The sequence below is a fragment of the Peribacillus sp. FSL R5-0717 genome (genome assembly GCF_038002945.1).
Lineage (GTDB): Bacteria > Bacillota > Bacilli > Bacillales > DSM-1321 > Peribacillus > Peribacillus frigoritolerans.
The window spans coordinates 3319550-3344840 of the sequence record NZ_JBBOOF010000001.1; the positions used below are offsets into that span (position 1 = coordinate 3319550).

Annotated in this window: 22 protein-coding genes; 12 read left to right on the top strand and 10 right to left on the bottom strand. The window is 39.8% G+C overall.

What is annotated here, in order from left to right:
* Positions 1 to 155: 155 nt before the first annotated feature.
* Positions 156 to 1544: a hypothetical protein gene (locus tag NYE65_RS16015; RefSeq protein WP_328176601.1), complete on the bottom strand. Its 1389-nt coding sequence runs from the start codon at positions 1542 to 1544 to the stop codon at positions 156 to 158.
* Between the two features lie 783 nt (positions 1545 to 2327).
* On the opposite strand from NYE65_RS16015, the gene NYE65_RS16020 reads away from it, so the two are divergent.
* From NYE65_RS16020 to NYE65_RS16070, 11 genes are all read left to right on the top strand, one after another.
* Positions 2328 to 3293 (top strand): hypothetical protein, encoded by a 966-nt coding sequence (locus tag NYE65_RS16020; protein WP_340861235.1) that lies wholly within the window; start codon positions 2328 to 2330, stop codon positions 3291 to 3293.
* 615 nt (positions 3294 to 3908) lie between these two features.
* Positions 3909 to 4973, top strand: a complete 1065-nt coding sequence (locus NYE65_RS16025) for a C45 family peptidase (protein ID WP_340861236.1) — start codon at positions 3909 to 3911, stop codon at positions 4971 to 4973.
* 111 nt (positions 4974 to 5084) lie between these two features.
* On the top strand, positions 5085 to 5849 hold the full coding sequence (locus NYE65_RS16030; RefSeq protein ID WP_328176598.1) for an IclR family transcriptional regulator: 765 nt from the start codon (positions 5085 to 5087) through the stop codon (positions 5847 to 5849).
* A gap of 265 nt (positions 5850 to 6114) precedes the next feature.
* Entirely contained in the window at positions 6115 to 7323 is a 1209-nt protein-coding gene (locus NYE65_RS16035; protein ID WP_328176597.1) for a CaiB/BaiF CoA transferase family protein, read from the top strand.
* 1 nt (position 7324) lies between these two features.
* The gene (locus NYE65_RS16040; protein ID WP_328176596.1) at positions 7325 to 8278 is read left to right on the top strand and encodes a hydroxymethylglutaryl-CoA lyase; all 954 of its coding nucleotides are present in this window, start codon (positions 7325 to 7327) and stop codon (positions 8276 to 8278) included.
* Between the two features lie 71 nt (positions 8279 to 8349).
* Positions 8350 to 9648, top strand: a complete 1299-nt coding sequence (locus NYE65_RS16045) for a CitMHS family transporter (protein WP_340861237.1) — start codon at positions 8350 to 8352, stop codon at positions 9646 to 9648.
* 184 nt (positions 9649 to 9832) lie between these two features.
* The gene (locus tag NYE65_RS16050) at positions 9833 to 10414 is read left to right on the top strand and encodes an RraA family protein (RefSeq protein WP_340861238.1); all 582 of its coding nucleotides are present in this window, start codon (positions 9833 to 9835) and stop codon (positions 10412 to 10414) included.
* Positions 10415 to 10648: 234 nt separating this feature from the next.
* The gene (locus NYE65_RS16055; protein ID WP_034305497.1) at positions 10649 to 10939 is read left to right on the top strand and encodes a DUF3817 domain-containing protein; all 291 of its coding nucleotides are present in this window, start codon (positions 10649 to 10651) and stop codon (positions 10937 to 10939) included.
* A 138-nt stretch (positions 10940 to 11077) separates the two neighbouring features.
* Positions 11078 to 11845 carry an ABC transporter ATP-binding protein gene (locus NYE65_RS16060; protein ID WP_340861239.1) on the top strand — a complete coding sequence of 256 codons (768 nt, stop codon included), beginning with the start codon at positions 11078 to 11080 and terminating at the stop codon, positions 11843 to 11845.
* Positions 11832 to 13751 (top strand): ABC transporter permease, encoded by a 1920-nt coding sequence (locus NYE65_RS16065; protein WP_340861240.1) that lies wholly within the window; start codon positions 11832 to 11834, stop codon positions 13749 to 13751. The genes NYE65_RS16060 and NYE65_RS16065 overlap by 14 nt, the downstream gene beginning before the upstream one ends.
* Positions 13752 to 13756: 5 nt before the next feature.
* Complete coding sequence (locus tag NYE65_RS16070) at positions 13757 to 14110, top strand: YxeA family protein (RefSeq protein WP_340861241.1); 354 nt, start codon at positions 13757 to 13759, stop codon at positions 14108 to 14110.
* 55 nt (positions 14111 to 14165) lie between these two features.
* Here the strand turns inward: NYE65_RS16070 and NYE65_RS16075 are convergent, their stop codons facing one another.
* Together NYE65_RS16075 and NYE65_RS16080 are read right to left on the bottom strand one after the other, a co-directional pair.
* Positions 14166 to 15554, bottom strand: coding sequence for a sensor histidine kinase (locus tag NYE65_RS16075; protein ID WP_340861242.1), 1389 nt, complete (start codon positions 15552 to 15554; stop codon positions 14166 to 14168).
* Positions 15551 to 16261, bottom strand: coding sequence for a response regulator transcription factor (locus tag NYE65_RS16080; protein ID WP_262871096.1), 711 nt, complete (start codon positions 16259 to 16261; stop codon positions 15551 to 15553). The genes NYE65_RS16075 and NYE65_RS16080 overlap by 4 nt, the downstream gene beginning before the upstream one ends.
* 352 nt (positions 16262 to 16613) lie before the next feature.
* Between NYE65_RS16080 and NYE65_RS16085 the strand changes: the two genes are divergently transcribed.
* Positions 16614 to 17789, top strand: coding sequence for an MFS transporter (locus tag NYE65_RS16085; protein ID WP_328176590.1), 1176 nt, complete (start codon positions 16614 to 16616; stop codon positions 17787 to 17789).
* 74 nt (positions 17790 to 17863) lie between these two features.
* Here NYE65_RS16085 and NYE65_RS16090 read toward each other — a convergent pair whose 3' ends face one another.
* The 7 genes from NYE65_RS16090 to NYE65_RS16120 all read right to left on the bottom strand — a co-directional run bounded on the left by NYE65_RS16090 (position 17864) and on the right by NYE65_RS16120 (position 24865).
* The gene (locus NYE65_RS16090) at positions 17864 to 18601 is read right to left on the bottom strand and encodes an amino acid ABC transporter ATP-binding protein (RefSeq protein WP_328176588.1); all 738 of its coding nucleotides are present in this window, start codon (positions 18599 to 18601) and stop codon (positions 17864 to 17866) included.
* Positions 18602 to 18630: 29 nt separating this feature from the next.
* Positions 18631 to 19335: an amino acid ABC transporter permease gene (locus tag NYE65_RS16095; protein WP_328176745.1), complete on the bottom strand. Its 705-nt coding sequence runs from the start codon at positions 19333 to 19335 to the stop codon at positions 18631 to 18633.
* Entirely contained in the window at positions 19319 to 20143 is an 825-nt protein-coding gene (locus tag NYE65_RS16100) for an amino acid ABC transporter substrate-binding protein (RefSeq protein ID WP_063595121.1), read from the bottom strand. The genes NYE65_RS16095 and NYE65_RS16100 overlap by 17 nt, the downstream gene beginning before the upstream one ends.
* A gap of 280 nt (positions 20144 to 20423) precedes the next feature.
* Entirely contained in the window at positions 20424 to 21998 is a 1575-nt protein-coding gene (locus NYE65_RS16105; RefSeq protein ID WP_340861243.1) for an S-layer protein, read from the bottom strand.
* A gap of 249 nt (positions 21999 to 22247) precedes the next feature.
* Positions 22248 to 22832, bottom strand: coding sequence for a YjgB family protein (locus tag NYE65_RS16110; protein WP_340861244.1), 585 nt, complete (start codon positions 22830 to 22832; stop codon positions 22248 to 22250).
* Positions 22833 to 23436: 604 nt separating this feature from the next.
* The gene (locus NYE65_RS16115; RefSeq protein ID WP_340861245.1) at positions 23437 to 23907 is read right to left on the bottom strand and encodes a DinB family protein; all 471 of its coding nucleotides are present in this window, start codon (positions 23905 to 23907) and stop codon (positions 23437 to 23439) included.
* Between the two features lie 544 nt (positions 23908 to 24451).
* Positions 24452 to 24865: a GNAT family N-acetyltransferase gene (locus NYE65_RS16120; RefSeq protein ID WP_328176584.1), complete on the bottom strand. Its 414-nt coding sequence runs from the start codon at positions 24863 to 24865 to the stop codon at positions 24452 to 24454.
* Positions 24866 to 25291 lie beyond the last annotated feature (426 nt).

The window sequence follows — 25291 nt, forward strand, 5'->3', positions numbered from 1 at the left end:
CCCGGCTAGCCAGTAGTTCGGCAGGAATGTCGCTAATTTCTTCAATAAATGATGGGTCCATCCTTATAAAAAAGTAAAAACCAATCGAACCGTCTTTTAAATATGAAAGCGGAAATTTAAAGGGCGTTCCGTGTTTTAGAGTCCGTACAAATCGATTAAATGAGAAACATCGCGACTATTGTAGTCACTGCTAAACCAATGGTTACCGGAAGCAGATTCCGGCGGGCAAGTTCAAAGGGACTGACATTACATATGGCAGCTGCCGGGATCAGTGCCCATGGAATCAGGGTACCTCCGCCAACCCAAATCGCGGTTATCTGCCCGAGTGCAGTCAAGGTGGCGGTTCCTCCTCCGATTGCCGTGCCAAAAAGTTTGGCGACAGACCCCGCTAAAGAAATGCCTGAGAAGCCCGATCCATCCAAGCCGGTGATGGCACCGATGCCGGTTAATGTGACGGCGGCTATTTCTTTCGTTAAAGGAACAGAGGCCGCCAATGCGGCACCGAGGTCATTGACGATGCCGAGGGATGTTTTCGGTAAGTAGTCACCGATGATCTGATTGAATCCAGAATCACCTAAATAGAAGAATGCGGCGATCGGAATGACGGGTCCGAATACTTTGAAGCCAAATTGAAAACCCTGAATCAAATAGCCCGTTGATTTTTCAAGCCCTTGCTGTTTATGTGCGACAAGGGATAAAATCAGCAAAATGAAAACCGCTGTACCGCCAACCAACGCGGTTGCATCTCCGCCTTGCAACTTCAAAATCGACAATGCCACAACATCCAACAGAAAGGCAATCGGAATGAAAACGGCAAAAAATTTCTTTTGTCCCAGTGTAAGCAGATTTTCACTGGTTGTTTGATCTTGGACAAATCCCTCATTATCCGTCTTGATTCTTCCAAGCTTTATATCCCGCTTTAAAAGGATAAAGGCGGAGAGGGTGGTGACAACCCCCATTGTAATGACAAGGGGTATGCTCGCAGCGATGACATCACCGACTGGTATGGAAGCCGCATCGCCCGTTAGTTTAGGGGCAGCCTGAATGATGAAATCCCCTGATAATGCTATTCCGTGACCAAAAAGGTTCATCGCCATCGCCACGCCAAGTGCAGGCAAACCAGCCCGTAAGGCAACTGGGAGCAGGACTGCCCCAAGTAAGGCAACGGCAGGTGATGGCCAGAAAAACCAGGATATCACCATCATGACGATTCCAATTACCCAAAAGGCGAGTGTAGGGTTCTTAATGAATTTAGCAAAGGGTGCAATCATGACATCATTAATGCCCGCCTTCGTTAAAACCGTACTCATGGCAACGATGATGGAAATGATTAAAATCGTGGACATTAATTCCGTTATTGCGAAAATGAAGCTGTTGAATATCCCGCTTATGGAAGAGGCTAAACTTCCTGTAGCCACTAAAGCCAAAAGAAAAATGCCAATTATGCAGATGAGGGTAGTATCACGACGTTTTACCATAAACCCGATTATCAATGCAATAAATACAACATAAATCCAATGGAGTGCCGTTAATTCCATCTCCATGATCCGTCCCCCTCATAAATGTGCCTAGTTACAGATTATGAGGGAGGTACGGGGTGGTGAGTTGTTTCATAAATTTTAAAGGCTTATCTTATTTTCAGCTTATGATATAAATAACGAGTTTAAGAGGAGATTACATGGTTAGCGTATTTATTTGGTTTATTATGTGTGGTGAGCAACTTAGTCTCTCCACATCTGATTAACTTCAATTCCTTGTCTGTTTGCTTTATGCATTAAAGGATTAATTTGTATCCAAAGATGTTATTATATTGAAGTTGAAAAGGTCATTATTACAGCCTTAGGTTTATCAATACTAGGTTCGGCTACGGGGGCAAGTGCAGCTGAAACTGAAGGTCTGGTAAATTCACAAGAACATCATTTACTCAAGAACCAGATGGTACAGGTAGTACCATCCTAGCAAAGAATAAAGTTCGTATGAGTTTAAGTACATACAACCCAATTTTATCGACTAATTATGCAGTCGCTAAATCATCTTCTGATAAGATACAGGACTATATTTACGCACGAGCTAAAACCTTTAATGGTGATGGTTCTTTAATCAAAGCTAAATCGGCAAGTTCTACAAAGACGGACTATATTGGAGTTAAAACATTGAACGATTCAATATACTTAAGGATGATTTCGCTATTGGGACTCATACTTTTAAACTTAAAGGGTATAAAACTGTTAATGGTCAAACAAAGGCCTATTGGTAATTGGTAATAGAAAAATAATGAAGAGATATGCTCATTGCATATCTCTTTTAATTAGGAGAAGATTGGTTTTATGAAAAAATACTACATAGCTGCGTTATCTGTTTTGATATTGCTTGGGGTTTTTTACTGGTTTTATGCTTCATCTCCACCTAAAGAATTAAGATTAAGCACGTCTAATAATGATGATAATGAAAAAGAAAGCAAAGAAACGAATGCGGCTGAGTATGGTTCGGTTGGGTATGGTTTGATAGATTTGAATGGTAAACTTATCGATGAAGGAAGTGCACTTAATAGTAAAAACAATGAAGTGACAGTTGTTGCCTCAGTAGACAATGACATTGATGAGGACAGAAAGTATGCTTTACTTATTTTTGAAGATTATAAACAAGTAAATTTCAAAGCTGAAAATAAGGAGCAGGAAGTAGATAAATTTTTCTTTGATACGAAACCTAACTCCTCCATAAACTTCAAAGTTTCTGTTCCCATTCGTTCCGATTCCAGTGAATTGACTTTTGTAATCGTTCAAAAGCCAGAGTATAAATTGAAGGAGCTCGACCTAAATAGGGCAGGGATTTTAGAACAAGTTTTAAGTATGCGGTATTCCATCAACAAAGCTGACAGCGGGAAAGGTGAAAAAAAAGTAAAGCAAGTAAAACCTGATGCTATTGTAAAGGATGGATTCAATGAAAATATATCTATCACAAATAGTCAGGAAAAGTTGCAATCAATTATGACTGAAAAAGAAGGCAAGGAACTTAAGCTCTCTGCCGGAAATGAGACAAATGCTGAGATCAGATATGCAATCATAGCTTTAAAAGATTGGGAACAAGTTGCAGTTAGAGATAACACAGACGTCTTATATACCACTGTTCCACCAGAAACTAGACATCTTTTTGATTTTAATCTACCCGACGTTGAAAGAGAAAATAATTTCCAGCTCATCGCCTTCCCATTTCCTTATGAAGTAAATGCTGATAATTATGAGAGTCAACAAACTTTTGGTTCCTTTAGGGTTGTTATTCAAAATAAAGAATAAGACTATTAACGGAAAGGAAGAATCGGATTGTCCACTATAATTAATATATTAGGTTTCGTGGGTACCATCGGATTTATAGTTTTTTTAGCAATAGCAAAAACTATAAAAGATAAATCTAAAAGGTAGTTGGTTTTATTAGTGGAATCACTTTCCCCGATAAGAGGTCTGGATTACCAGGCCTTTTTTTGTTCCTTACTTATATAGCATTGTAAGATGAGTCAAAAATCAAAAGGAGAATTCATATACCCTTACAACATGAAGCAGGTCTTTTCTATTTTCGAATAAGTTTTCCATAAGCAGGACTCCTCAAATACAGTATAAGTTCTTCTTATTAAAGTGAATTCTTCGTGTCAACTATCTCTATTTCTTGTTTACCCTGATAATGCTATTCCGTGACCAAAAAGGTTCATCGCCATCGCCACGCCTTGCAATGGAGTGCCATTAATTCCATCTCCATGATCCGTCCCCCTCATAAATGTGCCTAGTTACAGGTTATGAAGGAGGTACGGTGGAGTGAGTTTTTTCATGAATTTTAAAGGCTTATCTTCTTTATTTTCAACAATAGTTCAAGTATCCTTAATTTGAATAGCAACTACTGTAAATGAGGGATAAGCCGTGAAGCAAATATATAGTGATGTCATACAATTTCGGGGTACACATTATGAGTTTGGATGCATGCAAGGGGAGGAATTAAAAGATTCACTAACGGTAAAAAACCGTGAAGATCAGTGGAAGATCAGGCAGCCTCGGTTTACGGTTGAAGAAGAAGAGGTCAAGAGAGCCATTACACGATTCGCCCCTGGGGTTTGGGAAGAATTACTGGGATTGCAAGAAGCATTGAAATGGCCAATGGACCGCGTGCTGCAAGAGTTCGGTGGATACCGATTGGATTATGTTCGGTCGGGATGCTCCATCATGACAGGCGATGATTATCTCATTCGCAATTATGATTACCACCCGAAGACTTATGAAGGACGGTATGTCTTATTCCAGCCAACCGATCAAGGGTATTCAAGCATCGGCCCGAGTCAGCGAGGGACTGGCCGGATGGATGGAATGAACGAAAAAGGGTTGGTGATAGGCTATAACTTCATGAATCGCAAGAACCCTGGTGATGGTTTCATCTGCTGCATGATTGGCAGACTGATTGTTGAATCTTGTGCGGACGTTCAGGAAGCGGTGGCGATGTTGAAGGAAATCCCGCATCGTCATTCTTTCACTTACGTCGTCTATGATAAAAGCGGAAGTACCTATATTGTGGAAACCTCCCCAAGAAATGTAGAGGTGCGCACGTCAAATGCCTGTACCAATCACTTTGAAATCATGAAAAATGAAAACCGGAACCATCTTATCGATTCGAAACGCCGATTGGAGATCATACAAGATCATGAAGGGAAACTTTCTTCAGCCTACGATGCTTATCGGTTGTTTAATGATACCAATCAAGGTGTCTTCTCGGATTTATATAGCAGCTGGGCGGGAACGATTCATACATCCGCTTATTTACCTAAAGAGATGAAAGCTTGGATTGCCTTGGGAGGGAACCAAGAGCCGACTTCCATAGATTTTGCGAAATGGCTCGAAGGGGAAGATGTTGATTTAAGACAAATCAAAGGTGTAATTGATACGGATATTCCCTTCGTGCACATGGATGAGGGAGCGAATTGGTTTCGGAATTGAGCGTATATTGAAACCATCATTATGTAGTGGAAATACCACTCATTTTATTAATGAAGTACATTTAAATGGCCAAGAATCAGTTGGTGAATAACTTGAAAAGGGGGGGCATTTATGGATGAAAATGAAAGCTTGAAAGGATCAAGAACAGTTCAACGGTCTATTAATATAATGAACTGCTTTACTTTGGAAGAGTCGGAATTATCCTTAACGGAGATCTCGAAAAAGATCGATTTGGCGAAATCAACAACTTCCAGACTATTGGATACACTAGTACAAAATGGTCTTCTGCAAAAAAAATTCTCCAATTCAAAGTATCAGTTTGGCTATAAAATGTATCAGTTTGGTCGTATTGCCGAAAATACCATTTCATTTGAAATTACGGAACTTGCAAAACCATTCATGAAGAAGCTAAGAAATGAAATTGGAGAATCAGTGAGTTTATATATGCTTGAAAATAAGGAACGAAGGTGTATTGCACGATACGGCAGTAATCAATCTATCCGTCATGTAGTAAGTATTGGAGAGGCACTTCCATTGGAGAAAGGTTCAGGTGGTAAGGCATTATTGGCTTTTCAGTCTCCGGCGTTTGTTGAATCAATTCTAAAAAATTTAGATTCCGAAGCATTACGAATTAGTCTATCAGACGAATTGCCAATTATTCAAAAAGAATCTATTGCCATGAGTTTAGACGAAAGAGGGGCCGGAGTTAATTCAGTTGCTTCACCTATTTTTGGGGTGGAACAAGAAGTGAATTTTTGTCTATGCGTATCTGGGCCAAGTACAAGATTTACGCAAGCTGTAATGGATTCAATAAAAAATGAAGTGAAGCTGAATGCCTTAAAAATTTCAGAATGTTTTAATGACCCAAAAGAATAGCCACATTGTGGACAAGATTTATTGACAGCGCCTTTTTTACTGGGCGCTGTTTTTTATTTTAATGATCAAAGACAGAATTTTTTAATTTTTTATCGTGACAGATATAAGTGGCTTTGTTATAATTCATTCATAAAGTTCCATTTAATGAAATTTATTGTTCCGTTAGATGGAACTGAAAAAATAAATAGTTTTATGAAAAAGTTCTTATTCCCATTTTATTTAACAAAAATGCCAGACTCATAATTTCAAGGAGGAAGTATTAATTATGGATAATTCAACAAATGGACCTTTGACTGGAATTCGCGTCATCGATGTATCGACTGTGATTGCTGCTCCGTTTGCAGCTACCTTATTAGCGGACTTGGGAGCTGAAGTGTTAAAAGTGGAACTTCCGGATAAAGGGGATCCACTAAGGGGTCTTGGACCGTGGAAGGGTTCTGAGCCATTGAGGTGGCCAGGTCTTGCACGTAATAAGCAGTCTATAACTTTGGACATTCGCACCATTGAGGGGAGGGAGTTATTTAAAAAATTAATTACTACCGCAGATGTATTGATAGAAAATTTCAGGCCTGGAACGATGGAAAAATGGGGACTGGGCTATGAAGAATTGAGAGAAGTGAATCCCCGTCTCATTATGACTAGGCAATCGGGTTACGGTCAAACGGGACCATATGCAGAAAAGGCAGGGTTTGGAACGCCTAGTACCGCCTTTTCTGGATATACCTATTTACAAGGATTTCAGGACCGCCACCCAGTAAGTCCTTCATTTTCACTACTCGATTATATATCTGGCATTTATATTGCTTTTGGAACTGTAAGCGCTCTTTTTCATCGTGAAATTTCTAACGCAGACAAAGGTCAAATCGTTGAGATGGGACTATATGAAGGAATGTTCAGGATGATGGATTTCCTAATTGCTGAACATGACCAGCTCGGTAAAGTACGTGAGAGAGCACCTATGCTTCATGGTCATTCAAGTCCCTCCGGTACTTACCAAACAAAAGACGGACATTGGGTTGTCATGGTTTGCAGTACACAAAAAACATGGGAACGTCTGGCTCAAGCTATGGGTCGGTCGGATTTGATAGAAAATCCTGACTATCTATCAAATAAAGAACGAATGAATAACGATAGCTTCCTTCAAAAACTTGTTATGTCTTTTATGAATTCTCTTAATAAACAAGAACTTGTGAAGAAAATGGATGAGTTTGGTGTTCCCATTTCACCTATATTAAACATAAAAGATATTTTTGAAGATCCTCATTATCAAGCAAGGGAAAATATTTTGGAAGTTGATCATCCCCGGTTAGGAAAAATTAAAGTTCCCGGGATTGTTCCGAAGTTCTCAGAAACACCAGGGCGTATCCGTCATCGTGCACCAGAGCTGGGAGAGCACAACAAACAGGTTTATGGCGAAGAACTTGGTTTATCTGAAGAGGAATTAACGAATCTAAAAGCCAAAGGGGTCATCTAACATGAAAAATGAACAAATGATCGTACCTAATAAAGTGAATATATGGGAAGTTCTCCCGCGAGATGGTTTTCAAATGGAAGACAAATGGATTCCTACTGAAGAAAAGATTCGCATTATTCGTGGTCTGGCAAGTACAGGGATCAAACACATTGAAGTTACATCTTTTGTACATCCTCGAGCAATACCTCAATTAAAAGATGCTGAAGAGGTGGTAAAGGGGGTTCAGGACTTGGATGGGGTAAAATTCCGAGCGCTGGTTCCAAACTTGCGTGGCGCGGAACGTGCCATTAATGCGGGAATGAAAAAAATAAAGATATTACTATCGGCAACAGACTCACATAGCCTATCCAATTCCAACTGTATAGTTAAAGAAGCACAAATGGATCACTTGCCAATAGTAGAACTAGCTGAAAAATATGGTGTAGAAGTGGGAGGTTCAATTGCGGTAGCATTTGGCTGTCCATTTGAAGGGATGGTACCTCTGGAAAAGATAGTATCCATTCTTGAAGGCTATAAAGCTATGGGGGTTAACGAAGTTTCTTTGGCTGATACGGCTGGAATGGGAAACCCAAAGCAAGTATCCGAAATGTTAAGGATCATTAGAGGATTATTCCCTAGTTTCAAGTTCACTTTACATTTACACAATACAAGAGGAATGGCATTTGCCAATGCAGTGGCAGCCTTGCAGCAAGGGGTCACTGAGTTTGATAGTTCCACCACTGGATTGGGAGGATGCCCTTATGCCCCTAACGCTGCTGGAAATATTCCCACAGAAGATATTGTACATGGCTTTCATGAAATGGGCATCCAGACTAACATTAATCTCGAATCATTACTCGATATCGCCACTAGCATCAAATGTACAATCGGGCATGATGGTGGAAGTTTTATTCTAAAGGCAGGACCGAACGACAGGCTGCATTCAAAACCAAAAGGCCAAAAAAAACTGGGGTGATTACTAAGGGATTCAAGAGAATCCCTAAAAAAATTCCGAATGAAAACGGATACAAAAAAAGGGGGGTATATATGTTAGCCATTTTAGGATTCATGATGATTGTTGTTTTTATGTATTTAATAATGAGTAAGCGTTTAAGTGCCCTTAATGCCCTGATTATCATACCGGTAATTTTTGCTCTGATAGGCGGATTCACTGATTTAGGACCTATGATGATGAGTGGGATTGAAACAATTGCACCAACCGCAATCATGGTGATATTCGCCATTTTATATTTTGGAATATTAATAGACGCAGGTATGTTTGATCCATTGGTGACTAGAATGGTGAAGATATCAAAAGGGGATCCATTAAAGATTTCCGTTACAACTGCAGTATTGTCTTTATTGGTAGGATTGGATGGGGATGGAACCATCACGTATCTTATCGTCGTTACAGCATTATTGCCATTATATGAGAAGTTGGGGATGAATAAGTTAATATTGGCTTGTCTCCCAGCAATGTCGATGGGAATCATGAATGTTCTTCCTTGGGGAGGACCGACTGCAAGGGTAATGTCATTATTTGGGTACGACGCCATGGAACTTCTTGGACCAATTATCCCATCTATCATTGCTGGGGCATTATATATCATTGGACTAGGCGCATTTTTTGGTTTAAGAGAACGCAAAAGATTAGGTGTATATGGTCATTATACAGATACCGAAGATGAAATAGCCGTATCATTTGAGGGCGCTGCCGACCTATCATTAAAAAGGCCCAAGCTGTATTGGTTCAACATCGTTCTTACCCTATTATTGATTTTTGCACTAGTCAAAGCAATTTTGCCATTACCAGCTCTATTTATGATTGCATTTGTCATAGTCATGGTTGTAAACTATCCAAATTTAAAAGATCAACAGAGAAGAGTGGAAGCACATGCAGGAAATATTCTAACTGTTACTTCCTTGATCTTTGCTGCGGGTATTTTCGCAGGGATTTTAGAGGGAACAGAAATGGTCGATGCCATGGCTTCAACATTAGTACAAATTATACCTGACTTCCTAGGTCCACAATTGCCTGTAATTGTAGGACTGACCAGTATGCCATTTACGTTTGTAATGGCAAATGACCCCTATTATTTTGGTATTATTCCAATCATTGCTGAAACTGCTTCGGGATTCGGTATCGATAAACTGGAGATAGCACAAGCCTCTTTATTAGGGCAGCCATTACATTTATTAAGTCCATTGGTCGGGTCGGTATACGTATTGATTGGACTTGTAGGCATAGAGTTTAGGGAGCATATAAAATTTTCACTAAAATACGCTGTCGGAACAGCATTGGTTATGATAATTACAGCAATCCTTTTCGGTGCATTATCAATTTAGCCATATTTCTATGCAGAATTGAAACGATCAATTTTTCTATGTTTGAATAATAAAAAGAGGTGTAATCATTTGAGTAGATTAAAATCAAAGCCTCCTCTAATACCAAAGTCCATCATTGAGAGAGCGAAAAAAATTTAATACGACCCTTATAGCAGATGCTTTGTATGATTCTAATACTGGAGTAATGGATCATAAGATAAAGCCTGTGTCATCCGGAATGAAAGTGATAGCAACAGCCATAACAGTCGATATGAAGGCGGGAGATAATTTAATGCTTCATCAAGCCATCTATGCTGGAAGTGAAGGCTATGTTTTAATTGCGGATGGGAAGGGTCACAAAAAAAATGCTTACCTTGGAGAGTTAATGGCTGGAGCTGCGCACGCAGTAGGACTTGAGGGAATTATCATTGACGGGTTTGTTCGTGACAAAGAGGCTCTTTGTGAATTGGGGTTTCCGATTTTTGCAAAGGGATTCACGCCAAACGGACCGTGTAAAGATCGACCGGGAGAAATTAATACGAAGATTACTTGTGGCGGTGTAACCGTTCATCCTGGTGATTTAGTCATGGGAGATGATGATGGTGTAGTTGTTGTTTCCCAGATTAAAATTGAAGATGTTTTTTCCAAAGCGGAGAAAAAGTTAGCTTATGAACAAAAGCGTCTCGAAGAAATTGTGGAATATGGAAGTAAACGTAAAAAAGGTGTTACGACAGGAAATATTGAACCTTCCTGGTTAAAAAATAAAATAGGGAATTTCAATATGTGACGTAATAAGCTATTGTGCTAACTTCCGCTCCTAGGCAGTCATTGGAAAAGAAGTCACTTTTAAACTCAGGCCCAATCCTTTGATTGGGCTTCTTTTGTTGTTCTACTTTTAGGAAAACCTGGTACTATTTATTAGTGGGTGTCACCGTAATATTATATGATAGAGTAACGGGCTTTGGATTGGGACAGGAAGCTGGATTTGTATGCCATACTTGTACAATAAGGGGATGAGAGAATGTTTTCGACAGCTATTGGATGGTTTCGGTTTATTACAATAATTGAGGGAATCTCATATGTTTTATTGCTTGCCATTGGTATGCCCATTAAGTACATATTGGATATCGGGGAAGCAACACTCATTTTAGGCAGCATCCATGGTTTCCTGTTTGTCGTGTTTGGGCTTTTATTACTTTATGTGAGCATCATATCAAAATGGTCCTTTTTAAAAATGGCGATGATTTTCATCGTTTCATTCATTCCATTTGGTAATTTTGTTATCGATCGCAGGCTTCTGAAGCAAAGTTAAATACTTTTACGTTAACGTCTTCCATAAGTGGAAGGCGTTTTTTTGATGGATTTAAGCTTGCTGTAAGGTTGGCACAAAGATGCTGTAAGAATGAGCATGTAAGATAAACGTATCAACAATACTGAAGAGGTGAAACAAATGGAACCATTATTAAAAGTGGAAAATATAAAAAAAACATATGGTAAATCAAGCGCTGCCTATACGGCGTTGGAAAATATATCTTTTGACATTCATGCAGGGGAGTTTGTAGGAATCATGGGACCTTCTGGAGCGGGGAAATCGACATTGCTCAATATGTTGGCAACTATCGACTCGCCGACTGAGGGGAAAATTTATATGAATGATACGAGCATTCACGATATGAAAGGGGCGGAATTAACGGATTTCAGACGTGAAAATCTGGGTTTCATCTTCCAGGACTACAATTTGCTAGACTCATTGACTGTGAAGGAAAATATATTATTGCCACTGGCGATTGCGAAAATTCCAGCGAAAGAAATTACTGCATTGGTGAATCGTATTGCTAAAGTATTTGGGATTGAAGATTTATTAGCTAAATATCCATACCAAATCTCCGGTGGGCAAAAGCAAAGAACAGCTGCAGCCAGAGCGCTTGTGACAGAGCCTGCATTGATCCTGGCAGATGAGCCAACAGGTGCACTTGATTCAAAATCTGCAACAGGTCTGCTGGGAAGCTTAAGTGAACTAAATGAAAATAATAATTCCACCATCATGATGGTGACACATGATGCATATGCCGCAAGCTTCTGCCGGCGGATCATTTTCATCAAGGATGGTACACTTTCAACAGAAATTTATCGTCGTGGCCAATCACGTAAAGCTTTCTTCCAAGAAATCATGGATGTCCTTGCAACAATTGGAGGTGAGGTAGATGACGTTATTTAGTCTGGCGAGAAAAAATATTGCCCGGAACCTTTCCCAATATTTTTTATATATCGCATCCATGGTATTTAGCATTATCATCTACTTCACATTTGTAACATTGAAGTATAGTGATGCAGTTGCAGAACAAACGGCTTCATCACAGAAATTAGGTTCATTAATGAGTGGTGCGGCCGTCATCCTGATTTTTTTCGTTGCCATTTTTATTGCCTATTCCAATTCATTTTTCATGAGAAAACGTAAAAAAGAAGTGGCATTATATGCATTGCTTGGCGTACGTAATCGCCAGATTGGCTTTATGCTCTTCTTTGAAAATCTATTGCTAGGCTTGGTTTCATTAGTTGTAGGGATTTTACTTGGATTTCTATGTTCAAAAGGGTTCATGACGATCTTGATCTATTTAATGGGCTATGATGTCATCGCACCTTTTACATTTTCAGGATCTGCAGCTTTGAACACCTCTATCGTATTTCTTATTATTTTCTTGGTGACATCATTCCAGGGCTATCGTTTAATATACCAATTTAAACTAATTGATCTTTTCCATGCATCGAAAAAGGGGGAAGCGGCTCCGAAGCCATCTATGATTGTAGCCTTTCTGGGAATTTTCCTGATTGTCATCGGATATTGGTTGGCGATGCAAGATCTTTTTACTTCTAAAGTGTGGGGAAAGATTGGCTTTTTGATGACGGCACTCATTATTTTGACAACTGTTATTGCTGGTACATTTTTATTGTTTCATAGCGTGACAGGCTTTGTGTTAGCCGTGATCAAGAAAAATGAAAAATGGCTATGGAAAGGCCTGCATCTGATGACGATCTCGCAATTGCTTTATCGCATTCGGGGGAATGCAAGGACATTGACCGTAATTGCGGTGTTAAGTGCTACAACGGTAACGGCTGGCGGTGCGGTTTATGGTCTTTATTACAACGCGAATGACCAAGTTATGACCGTTGATCCGAATACCTTCATGTATCAGCAAACGGATGTAAAAAGCGATCATCAAGTCACCGCCATATTGCCAGATACAAAGTATGATGAAAATGTTGAAGCACTATCTATCACATTTAATACGAAAGAACTTAGCGAGGAATCAGCATTCGATAACTCGGATAAAAGGATTTACACGGTAATCGATGAAAGAACATATAACAAATTGGCAGATGTACAAGGTAAGGAAGCATTGCATGTGAATCATGGCAAAGCAGTCATTTTAGATATTGGATATGACAAAAGATTCTCACCTGAATACAAGGACAAGACGATAAGGACAGAAGACAACACGGCGATAACATTCCAAAGCTTTAAAACACAAACGGTTTTAAATGCCAAAACAGCAGGCATTGTCGTGGTTGTATCGAATGATCAATTTAAATCATTGCAAAAAGAAGGGGAAGCCCTGAACTATCGTGCTATCGGTGTTGATCAAGCCTCCGTGGATTTATCTGAAAAAATATCAAAACAAATACCTGAAGAAGCTCTATTTTCCAGTGCGCCTCAAGATTTTCAAGCAAGCATTGAAAGTGTAGGATCATTGCTCTTTATCGGCAGTTTTCTTGGTCTGGTTTTTTTAGCGGCAACAGGCAGTATCATTTACTTTAAAGTTCTAACGGAAGCTGAGGAAGATAAATCACAATACAATATGCTTCATAAAATGGGCGTTAACGCAAAAGAAATGCGGAAATCCATTGCATCCCAAGTGTTTGTAATCTTTTTCGTCCCGCTGGCAGTCGGGCTATTGCACAGTGCGGTTGCGTTAAAAGCCTTCTCGGGTTTATTGATGATGAATCTGGCAAAACCTGTATTGATCTGGATGATCGCTTATACGATTATTTACGGTCTGTATTATATCTTAACGGTAGCTTCTTATAATCGTATTATCACACAAAATAATAAAACAGAAGGATGATCTAAATGAAGAAATTTTTTATGATAGTTGGCATATTGTTCATACTTGGAGCGGCAGGAGTATTCGCGCTTACTAAAATTGACTTTAATCGCATGAATGCCGATAATTATTATTTGCAAATTACAGAGGATGGGGTGCAGCATGAAACCAAACTGGATGATGGTACAGTGATGACTTACTATTCTTATAAACTTGACGCCAAAAATGCAGATGGTGAAACGATATCGCTTGAATTCACGGCACAAAAAAATCTTCGAAAAAATGCTTACTTAAAGATGTACGTGAAAAATGGTGATGAAGTTTCGTCATATGATGAAGTGAAATTTGAGGATATTCCAAAAAAGGCACAACCAAAATAAATAGGAAAGAAGGGCTGTCTGTTATGGACAGCCCTTTCTCTGTAGGAAAAATAAATTATATAAGTATCGTGATGGTTGTTCCCTTATTTTCAATGCTAGTCAAATCCAGTTTACCTTTATGAGCCAGGATAATGTCCCTTGCAATGGCCATTCCTAAGCCGGTCCCATGTTTACTGGCAGTATTCGTACCTCGATAGTAGCGTTCAAAAACCTGATCCAAATCTTTGGAGGGAATACCGCGGCCATTATCGGCAATGGTAATCTGGGTATGATGTTCTGGTTGTAGATGAACATCATCAATTTGTATTTTCACGACGACATGTTCATCATTATGTACGAGCGCATTGTAGATAAAGTTAAAAATTGCCCGTTTCAGTAAATTTTTATCGACTTTATGCATTGCTTTATCCACATTTGCCTCAAATTCGACCTGTCGATCACCAAATTGTGAATCATTTAAGAGCGCTATCGTCATTTCTCTTATAAACCCAACGATATCAACATCTTCAAATTGCAAGGGAAGTCGTTGGTTGCGTAAACGCATCGTTAAATTGAGATCATCCAACAGATTTTTCATATATACGGACTGTCTATTAATAATGGATGTAAACTCATACAATTCTTGTGGTGTTAATTCAGTGGCATTGTCTTTCATCAATTCTGTATAACCATGGATGGATGCAAGTGGTGTCTTCATGTCATGAGAAACATTGCTAATCCATTCCTCACGCATTTGGTCGAGTTGATCACGTTCTTTTTCATACTGATCTAACTTTACCGATAGTTCATTCAGATTGTGAAATACATCTTCATAGACGCCTTTTGGTATACTCATCTTTTTAAAACGTCTTTCACGAAGCTGCTGAATTCCCTCTATTAAAGTGTTAAGTGGTGTCGTTAATCCTTTACCAAATAATAGTCCAATGACTAGGGCAATAATGATATCCACCGTTAAAAACAGTAAAAGTATGATGTTGAAGTACTTTAAAATGTGAACATAATTATAGGACAGTACATATCGGCCTATTCCTCGATCTTTAACCCCTACAAAATAGCTGAAATCATGAGCTTCGCCGGCAAAAACAGTCGTCTCTGCATCAATTTCTTTATACTTATACATTTGGACGATTTCAACTGGAGAATATACGGTTTGCAATTTTTGAGGTGTGTAATAGGCTGCTACTTGTTCACCCTTATCATTCAAAAATTGTATCCAGGCGTTCGTGTTCCGCAGTTTTTCCAGTCCTTCTTCATTTACCATTGGTTTTTCATCTATTAGTTCTACATATTTTGAAAAAGATCGGCTAAAGGTCTCCGCAGATTCCTCTTCCGTGTCGAAATGAACAAAGAGTAAGCATAAAAGTAAAATTGTATTTACGATTCCTACGATTACGACAATTGTCACAACGGATCCTAAAAAGCGCCGTGTCAATTTCCACTTCATCTTGTTTCACCCTTGGTCTGTAATTTATAACCAAGCCCTTTAACGGTTATTAAAAAAGTTGGCTTTGAAGGATCTATTTCGATTTTTTCGCGTAAACGGCGAATATGGACCATCACTGTATTATCAGAGCCAAAGAAATCATCGCCCCATACATGTTCAAACAAAGTTTCCTTGCTCAAGATCTGATTCGGATGATGCATAAAACAGCTCATCAGACCGATTTCTTTAGCTGTCAGCTCAAGGGTTTTGCCATCCTTTTTCACTTCATTTTCATTTGAACTAAGCTCAAATGGACCAATTTGCAATTTTTTCGGTGAGGTTTTTTCCTCTGTATAGCCCGCCCGCCTAAGCTGCGCCTTTACTCGATAGGCAACTTCTTTCGGACTGAATGGTTTGGTAATATAATCATCCCCGCCAATCGCCAACCCCAAAAGCTTATCAATTTCCTCATCCTTTGCCGACAAAAATAAAATCGGCACATTCGACACTTCACGAATTTGCTTGCATAAGTCATAGCCTTCTCCATCTGGCAGCATGATATCCAGCAAGACTAGTGATGGATCGAACTTCTGAAACTTTGCCCACCCATCCGCAATCGTCCCCGCCGTAATAATATTGGGGATACCTTCTTTATGTAAAACTGTCTCCATGAGACGTGCCAAATCTTCTTCATCGTCAATAATTAAAATCCACTGATCATTAGACATTCTTCTACCTCCCAAACATCAATCATACCCTACAGTATAGAGTACCCCTTAAGAAAAAATAAGGGGAGGAAAAGATTTTTAACGAACTCATGCCATTGATTTCACGAAACACAGTGAAAATAACGAAGTGCCATTACATGAGAAATGACTGTAGAGTCGAGGATATTTATGCCTGGTTCTTATTTATTTAAGGGAGTTTCCGAAAGAAGGTCGTGCTTCATACTGATTTGGTAAAGGTTGTATGATAAACTGTTTAAAGTATTGCCAGGTAGATTATGCTAAGTAATGGGATTTTAGGAATTCGTTCCAATGTACGTAGCGAATGTGGAAGAAATAAAAGGAGAAAAATATAATGGAAACAAAAAAGGTGTTACCCGTACTTTTTTTAGTGATGTTTTTAGTCATGGTCGGATTTGGGATCATCATTCCCGTCATTCCGTTCCTTGCTGAAAAGGTTGGTGGCAGTCCTACAGAGCTTGGCCTTTTAATGGCTGTTTATTCACTGATGCAATTATTTTTTGCCCCGATATGGGGACGTATATCTGACCGGATAGGGCGTAAGCCTGTCATGATTATCGGGATTGCTGGACTGGCCCTTTCGTTTTTCATCCAGGCTTCGGCAGATTCCCTATGGGTATTATTTGCAGCCAGAATCATTGGCGGGATTTTGTCATCGGCAAACATGCCAACCGCAATGGCATATGTGGCTGACATCACGACGCCGGAAGATCGGGGAAAAGGGATGGGAATCATCGGGGCCGCCACAGGGCTTGGATTCATCTTTGGACCGGCGATTGGCGGGGTATTCTCCAAATCAAGTTTGAACTTGCCGTTTTACATTGCTGGAATATCCTCTTTGATTACTTTATTCTTAGTGATTGCGATACTGAAGGAATCACATACAGTAGAGAAGAGGGCCCAACAGTCAAAAAATAAAGAGTCCATGTGGAAAGCCTTTAGAGGGCCTCTTAAAACCATGTTCTTTTTGCAAATGATCGTCACCCTTTCAATGGCAGGACTAGAAACGACTTTCGCCTATTTTGCAGCCAAAAAGGCTGATATAAGTCTTGTGCAATTAGGCTATATCTTTATGATCATGGGGTTTGGGAGTGCGATCGTTCAAGGTGGATTAGTGGGCAGGATGACAAAGAAATATGGGGAAGGCGCGGTCATTCGAATGGGAATCATCGTCTCGGCAGTCGGTTTCATTCTCATCCTGTTTTCTTCCGGCTTCTGGACATCGGCGGTCTTCCTGACGATTTTCGGAGTGGGTAATGGGTTCATCCGGCCTGCCATTTCGGCCCTGCTTACCAAAAGTTCCATGTCGGGCCATGGCAGTGTCACGGGGTTGCTATCTTCCTTCGACTCGTTCGGCAGGATTGCAGGTCCTCCGATCGGCGGTTGGTTATTTTCGATTTCGATTGATTTACCATTTATATCGGGTGCCATCCTTTCCGTTTTTGCTTTGATTCTTTTTCAGCTATACCATGCACGGACACAGGCTAAACAGGTCCAAGCATCTCATTGATATAATGATGGGCAAAACCCCCCATTTCTAAAAATGGGGGGTTTTGCGAGCGGTGCTTGAATAGCACCGTTTTTTTATTGAATCATATTGAGGAATTTTCGTGTACGCGCTTCTTTAGGGTTTGTGAAAATCTGCTCGGGTGTTCCCCGCTCCATTATTTTTCCTTCATCCATGAAAATGACTTCATCGGCGACTTCGCGGGCGAAACGCATTTCATGGGTTACCACGATCATTGTCATGCCTTCATCTTTCGCCAGGTCTTTCATGACCTGCAGGACGTCCCCCACTAGTTCGGGATCCAAAGCGGAAGTGGGTTCATCGAATAGCATGACCTTAGGCTCCATGGCCAGAGCCCTTGCAATTCCGACCCGTTGCTGCTGACCGCCGGACAATTGAAATGGATAAAAATCGACTTTTTCACCTAAGCCCACTTTTGTAAGCAGGGTAGCCGCCGTTTCTTTCGCTTGATGTTTGCCTATGTTTTTTACGATAATGGGGCCTTCCATTACATTTTCCAATGCTGTTTTGTGAGGGAAAAGGTTATAGCTTTGGAAAACCATCCCTGTCAAACTGCGAAAAGAAGTAATCGAATTTTTTCTAACCGGTTTTTTGAAGTCCATTACCGTTTCATCGATTTCAATCGTCCCGTCCGTGGGCACCTCAAGGAGATTCAAACACCGAAGAAAGGTTGTTTTACCTGAACCGGAAGGACCGATCAATACAATGACTTTACCTTGCTCCACTTCCAAATCGATGCCCTTTAATACTTCAAGGTCACCAAATGATTTATGAAGATTCTTAATGTTGATCATTTTAAAATCCCCTTTAACAACTGTGGTTCTTATTTTGCTACATAACGATTAAGTCTGTCCTCTAAACTTCCTTGAATGAAAGATAGAATGGTGCACAAAATCCAATATAAAGCAGCCGCTTCCATGTAAAGTAGTAGAAATTCATAGTTTTTTGCAGCGATTTCCTGGGCTTTACGGAATAATTCCGTTACAAGAATGAGTGATGCAAGCGATGTATCTTTTAATAGGCTAATGAACGTATTGGATAATGGGGGAATGGATACCCGTGCTGCTTGCGGCAAAATGATGCGCTTTAAAGCTTGGGTATATGTCATCCCGATCGAATAGCCTGCTTCCCATTGCCCTTTTGGTATCGATAAAATGGCTGCTCGTATAATTTCCGAAGCATATGCTCCTACATTTAAAGAGAATCCTATAATAGCCGAAATGAAAGGATCGATAGTTACACCTAAATTTGGAAGTCCATAGAAAATGATAAATAATTGCACAAGTAATGGTGTCCCGCGGATGATTGACACATATACACGCGCAATTATTTGAAGAATTCTCATGGAAGATAATCTAGCCAATGCTGTGAGTACAGCAAGAATAAGGCCGAGAACGAATGTGATCAATGTTAGTGGAATCGTATATTGAATAGCTCCCTCTATCATTGGATAGAGGGAGGTTTGAGCGATGGAAACAAGCTGGTTCATACGCTCGGGGTCGGTGAAAATATTACTTAGGAGAAACATCTTCACCAAACCATTTATCCGAGATTTTCGCGTACGTGCCGTCGTCTTTCATTGCTTTAAGTGCTTTGTTTACTTCTTCCACTAATTTGCCGCTGTCTTTTCTGAACATTAAACCGCTTGCGACTCCGCTTTCTTCCTCATCAGCGACTTTGATAGGTGCATCCGGGTGTTGCTTTTTATAATCAAGGTACGATAATTTGTCATTAATCGTCGCATCTACACGTTTAGAACCAATAAGCTGTACGGATTGAGAAAATCCTTCAATGCCTGTAACTTCAGCACCATGAGATTTGGCTAGATCATTGTAATTACTCGTTAAAGATTGTGCAGAGGTCTTGCCTTTCAAATCATCGAAGGATTTAATATCCGAATTATCTTTGTGTACAAGCAATACGGCCCCTGATTGAATATATGGGTCAGAGAAATCATATTTCTTTTGACGGTCTTCATCGATGCCCACTTGGTTTGCGATCATATCAAAACGTTTAGCATCCAAGCCTGCAAACATGCCGTCCCATTGTGTTTCCTTGAATTCAGCTTTCACTCCAAGGCGTTTTGCCACTTCTTTAGCAATTTCAACATCAAACCCCGTTAGTTTATCTGAATCATCGTGGAATGTGAAAGGAGGATATGTACCTTCTGTTCCAACAGTTAATACGCCATCTTTTTTGACTTTATCATATAGACTTTCTTGTGAAGAAGATTTATTGCCGGTATCGTTTGCCTCATTTTTTGTATCGGTACCACAAGCGGTAAGTACAACCGTGAAAGCTAACAATAGCGATAAAAGTGCAACCATTTTTTTCATTTGGGTAAACCTCCTAGTAATCTGATAGGGATTGATACTCTGTGATACTAAACAAGAAAAGGAAAAAAGTCAATGAAAATAACTTATATCATTAGTGTTAATGAAACTTGGTGAATTATACGGTTTTCATGCAAGGAAGTGAAATAAAACGAAAGGGAAGGGAAGTGTACATTAAAATTCTAAGGGGGCAAAAAGCCCCTCTTCCGCTAATTGGGAGAGGGGCTTTTTGAAGCCGTCCAGAACTATTGCAGTATTCTTTTTAACTTAGTGTTTACCATGATTATTTATCCTCTACGCTGACGAATATAGGGTTTGAATAAAACCAAAGATCTTTATAGTTACGGTTGTTTATTTCTGAAAAACGCGTTTCGTTATCCCCGATTTCAGTCTTTTTATCGATCAGCGGTTCACCGTCCATCGTTTCTCCAGAGACATTTTCCCCTAGATTCGTGCCGCGCAAACGGAAATATTGATCCTTATCGGCTTTGACTTTGTAAGTGATGGCATGAAAACCATCGCGATCAGTTTTCCAGTCTTTACTTGCAAAGCGTTTAACCACTTTTGTCGTATCATTGGTGGCTTTATTATAAGCAGGTGTTCCAGGCTCTGCTTTCCCGGTTACTTCACCGGAAATTAGATCCACATGATCTACCTTGACGGGGTCCCCGTTATTGTTCTTTTCGGGGCTCTTAAATCGGACGGTGATCTTGACCATCTGTCCTTCCTTCACTTTAAGGTCCCCGCCCATATCCACCGTATTGTTTCCGTTTTTAGCTTGGAATTCAAGGGCATCGATCAAGTCACCAAAAACGGAGACGGATTTTCCGGATCGCATGCCATCAAGGACAGATTTTATTGATGAGCCATTTACCCATGTATAATTCTTGGAATATTCTCCTGGCCAGTAACCGCTTGAGTATAGGCGGTTTTCACTGATTTCAAAATGGGAGTCCGAATTGGAAAAATTCCAGAACTTGCGTCCTTCCCCAAGTAGCGCATCCCATGCACCTCCTACCTTAGCAAGCATGTAATCGGAACCGCCATAGGTCCGGTTTTCTGGTGTTGTCAGATTTAAACCGCCTCTGTCCGGCTCCATCTGGTTACCTGGCATACCTTCAAATCCGAACATGACATTCGGGGCGATATTGTTGAAGTCGCGAAAATCAGATATGCTGTACACCCTCTTTCTTGATGGATGGTTCAATATGGCATAACTTGTATTCTTATAATTTTTTTCAAGCCATGCCAATGCCGTTCTGGCATCCTCGGATGTTTTATTGGCTCTTTGATCCTGTGACTTCCAAATGACTACATCCTTAGGATCAAACATCTTTTCTTCCTGGTTGGTGAACAGATATTCGAACTGATTGCCAGCTTTCAGACTTTTGGGCGAGCCCGGCTGATCTCCCAAAATGCCTATGCCGACATGCTCGTATGTGGGCATGTCCCATTCGAAGCCTGAAAAGATGACTTTATTTTTAAATTTGCCCTCTTTTTGCAGTTGTTTTATTTTTGGGGCTTGATATTGAATGATTCCCTGAGACAGCGGTATCGGCCCTCCTGGAATCAAATTACCTTCATCATCCCTCGAAGACATCCTCAAGTGATCGGAAATTCCCATCCAATCCATGCCATAATTATCAAATGCGTTATTCAGCAAGCTTTCAAGGCTCTGTGATCCCTCGGCATCATCGGACTGAGTGGTATGGGCATGATATTCCCCCTTCATCCATCTGCCTCCTGGATTTGTCTGATTGTCTTCTGCATCTTTTGCTGAAACCGCAGCCGGAAGACCCTGAAAAAGGATGGCCAGGCTTAGAACCGATACTGTGAAAGCCCTGAACTTATTAATCATTTTACTGACACCCTCCATATATTGAAATAATATTGAACAAGCTAATTTTATTGTAAAAATATTAAGAATCCGTTTGGGGTGAGTATGGTTTACGTAAATGAAATGACCGTTTTGCTTCCATTATCTGATTTTGGCAGTACACGGCTTTGAGGTTGAAAGGGAAAGAAGGGGAGGGGCTTGAAACAAAAAAGGTTGCAGAGATACTTTTTCATTCTCTGCAACCTTCGACAACCATTTTTATCGTACATATTATTTAGCTTCGAGTAGATTGATATGATCTACAGTTTGATTTTCACCGACAATGAATTGCAGTTCATAATTCCCTGTCTTGTAAATGTAGTTGATTTCATTCGTACTGGAAATATGGCGTATTTCGTCAGCACTGCCGAGTTGATTTCCTAATACTTTAGGTGTGATGCTTCCTAGATTATGGTCCCGTTCCACATTTGTCCCGAAATATCGGATTTGTGAGATGGTCTTGTCAGCGTTATAGGCAAATGCAAAACCTGGATGCCCCATTTCTGCATGGTAATAGTCAAAAGTTTCATCTGTGTTACCTGGTTCTGGGGGAGAACCAAATGTCTCATATACTTCTTTTTGGGTGTTTTCATTAACTTTCAAACCCATGGCTGTATAAGGCATTTCTCCCGAAAAAGCTTTGTTGTAGATTTCATGTAAGGTGGTAAGAGCGTGATCCTTAGCCATGGCAGAAGCGGAATCCATTGTGGATGCAGCCTCAACAGGCTCTGTTGAAAACGATGCACCTGCCCCTAAAAGAGAACCGGTCAGAATAAAGGCGCTGACCATTCTGGCCGCCGGTTTTTTTGATAACATTTCTTATCCCTCCTATATCATTACTTTTCCACAACTTTCTTGCATGAAACATTTTCTTGAAGATAATTGGATTGTTTGATCATGGTGGAGCATCATGAGATGTATAAGCTGCTGCGGCAACAGTTGATTTAAAGTAAACATATCAAGTTGATCTCTAGAATCATAGCAAGCATCCTCATCATCACAAGTTTAAATACTTCCATTTAAAACAATAAAGAGTGCCTGAAGCGGAAATCACCATCCGAATCGTACAAGCAATAAAAACTGCAGTCCATGCAGACCGGTCCCCGCAGCTTGTAGGCGGAAAACATATCTTTCATCAAATCAACCCTCAACTCCCGGGTATGGTTTCTAACTAAATGCTAATACAAAGTTGATTGGTGCGGAAGGTACGAGACTCCTGCGGGAAAAGCGTGTCTGGGGGAGACCCCGCAGGCTTAAGCCGAGGAGGCTCCCCGACCGCCCGCGGAAAGCGAGTGCCTGAAGCGGAAATCAACGTCCAAATCGTACAAGCAATAAAAAAACTGCAGACAAACACGATTTTCATCGAGTTGCCTACAGTGTGGTGCTTCAGGATGATGAAACACCTTTGAAAATGATTTGATTAATCCCAAACGCTTATTCTAGGGACTCCAGAAGTTCTTAAATAGTCCAATAATTGACCAGTATGTACAGACTCATGATAAGCGATTCTTAGCAACATGTCTCCTAAATCCCTGATATATCCTACATCAGATCGATCAATTTTAATAGTGGATAAGTCGTCTTCGCTGAAGGACATGATTGTTTCCAAAAAACCACGCCTGTATGGTTCAGCAAAGTTTAATTCCGCTTCCACGGAGATAAGCGGCTGTTTTTCATATGGTGATTCATAAACTGGTAAGCTGCCTTGATTTTTAATGGATAAATGATAATAATGCTCACTATCAAGGACATGTCTAACCATTTCTAAACTGCTCATTGCCTTGTCGTCCGGTTTCCAATGGAGTGTGCCTTTAGGTATTGAAGTCCATAGTTTAATGTTTCTTCTTCTAACCTCTTCCAGATTTAAGATGATTAGTTCTATCGATTTCATTATATCTCCCCTTTTAAAAGGTATACACTCACTATACAGGAATGGGTTTATTTTGAAAATATAGAAAAATATTATGACTAGGGTAATAAATTATTGCGATTCCTTCCAATATAGTACCGCTCCAGTTTTATTCAAAAAGATAAACATATGATAGGTTCACTAGTGTTTACTGGTTGACCTTTTTAATGGGAACTCTACGATCAAGCCTATGAATGACAAACGTTGCATACTGTTTTTTTAATAGAATTGCCTTGAATATATGAAATGTTGCATTAAAAAGAAGCACCGGAGAGTGAATTAAGATTATAAGTAAGGTTGAAGAGACTACAGGGAAAATGCCTATGGATCCGTGTAGAATTTACAGGCTTTCCTTCCCTAGTTATTCATTGTATGGAGGAACAGGGAATTCATATATCCCTATAATCCTATTCCCGCTTATTTGTATTGGTATCAGGAATGAAATTCCAGTTAATAGGGGGTGAAACAGAATGTATTTTGATCGATCTTTCTTCTTATTTACGCTATAAGCTTCAAGAGAACCTTCTTAAATCAGTGATTGAATTAGAATGTCATCATGATAAATAAAAATCGGTTTAAAACCAAGGGCTCTAAACTTTTGCAATGCCTCATGGTTATTTTTGTTCACGAAACCGGACACTACAAGGATTCCTTTATTTCTCACATATTCTACTAATTCGGGTAAAAGTGCTTGCAGAATTCCCATTCCTCTATATTTTTTGTCAATGACTACATAATTAATATGAGCCACTTTATATAAATAAAGATTATAACAAATGAATCCCACTACTTTACCTTTATCATTACAAATCACAAGTACCTTGTGTGACTTTTGCAGAATTTCATTCACCTTATCGGAAGAAACCCGAAAATTTTTTACGGTGATATCCGTTAATTTCTTTATATCCTTTTTAGGTTTCCAGTCTCGAAAAAAATACATCATAACTTCTCCTTTATCTCTATTAGATATAACAGTTATTCACTAGACATATATAGCTGGTACATGTAAATACATAAAATGGAATCCCTTTAGACTAGTCCAAAGGGATTCCATGTAATCTCAAAAAAGCAACCTTCTAATTTTCAAATTCTTTGACGGAAGTGGGTTGCTTGATGGAAGTAGGTTCCTTAATTGAAGTACCTCTATTATTGTTTAATAAATTTTGTAAGACTCTTCTCAAGGCAGACCTAAGGCTGCTATTGCCAGTTCCGGAATTAACAGCTCTTCTTAGCTTTTTGTTTGACACTGAACTCATCCCCTTTGTTTTATAAATTTCCACATTACTAATTTATGTGTAATTTTCCCTTTTGCTTGGACAAGTTCACCAATTATTGTACAGCGGCAGGTGCTGCTACCATTTAATGT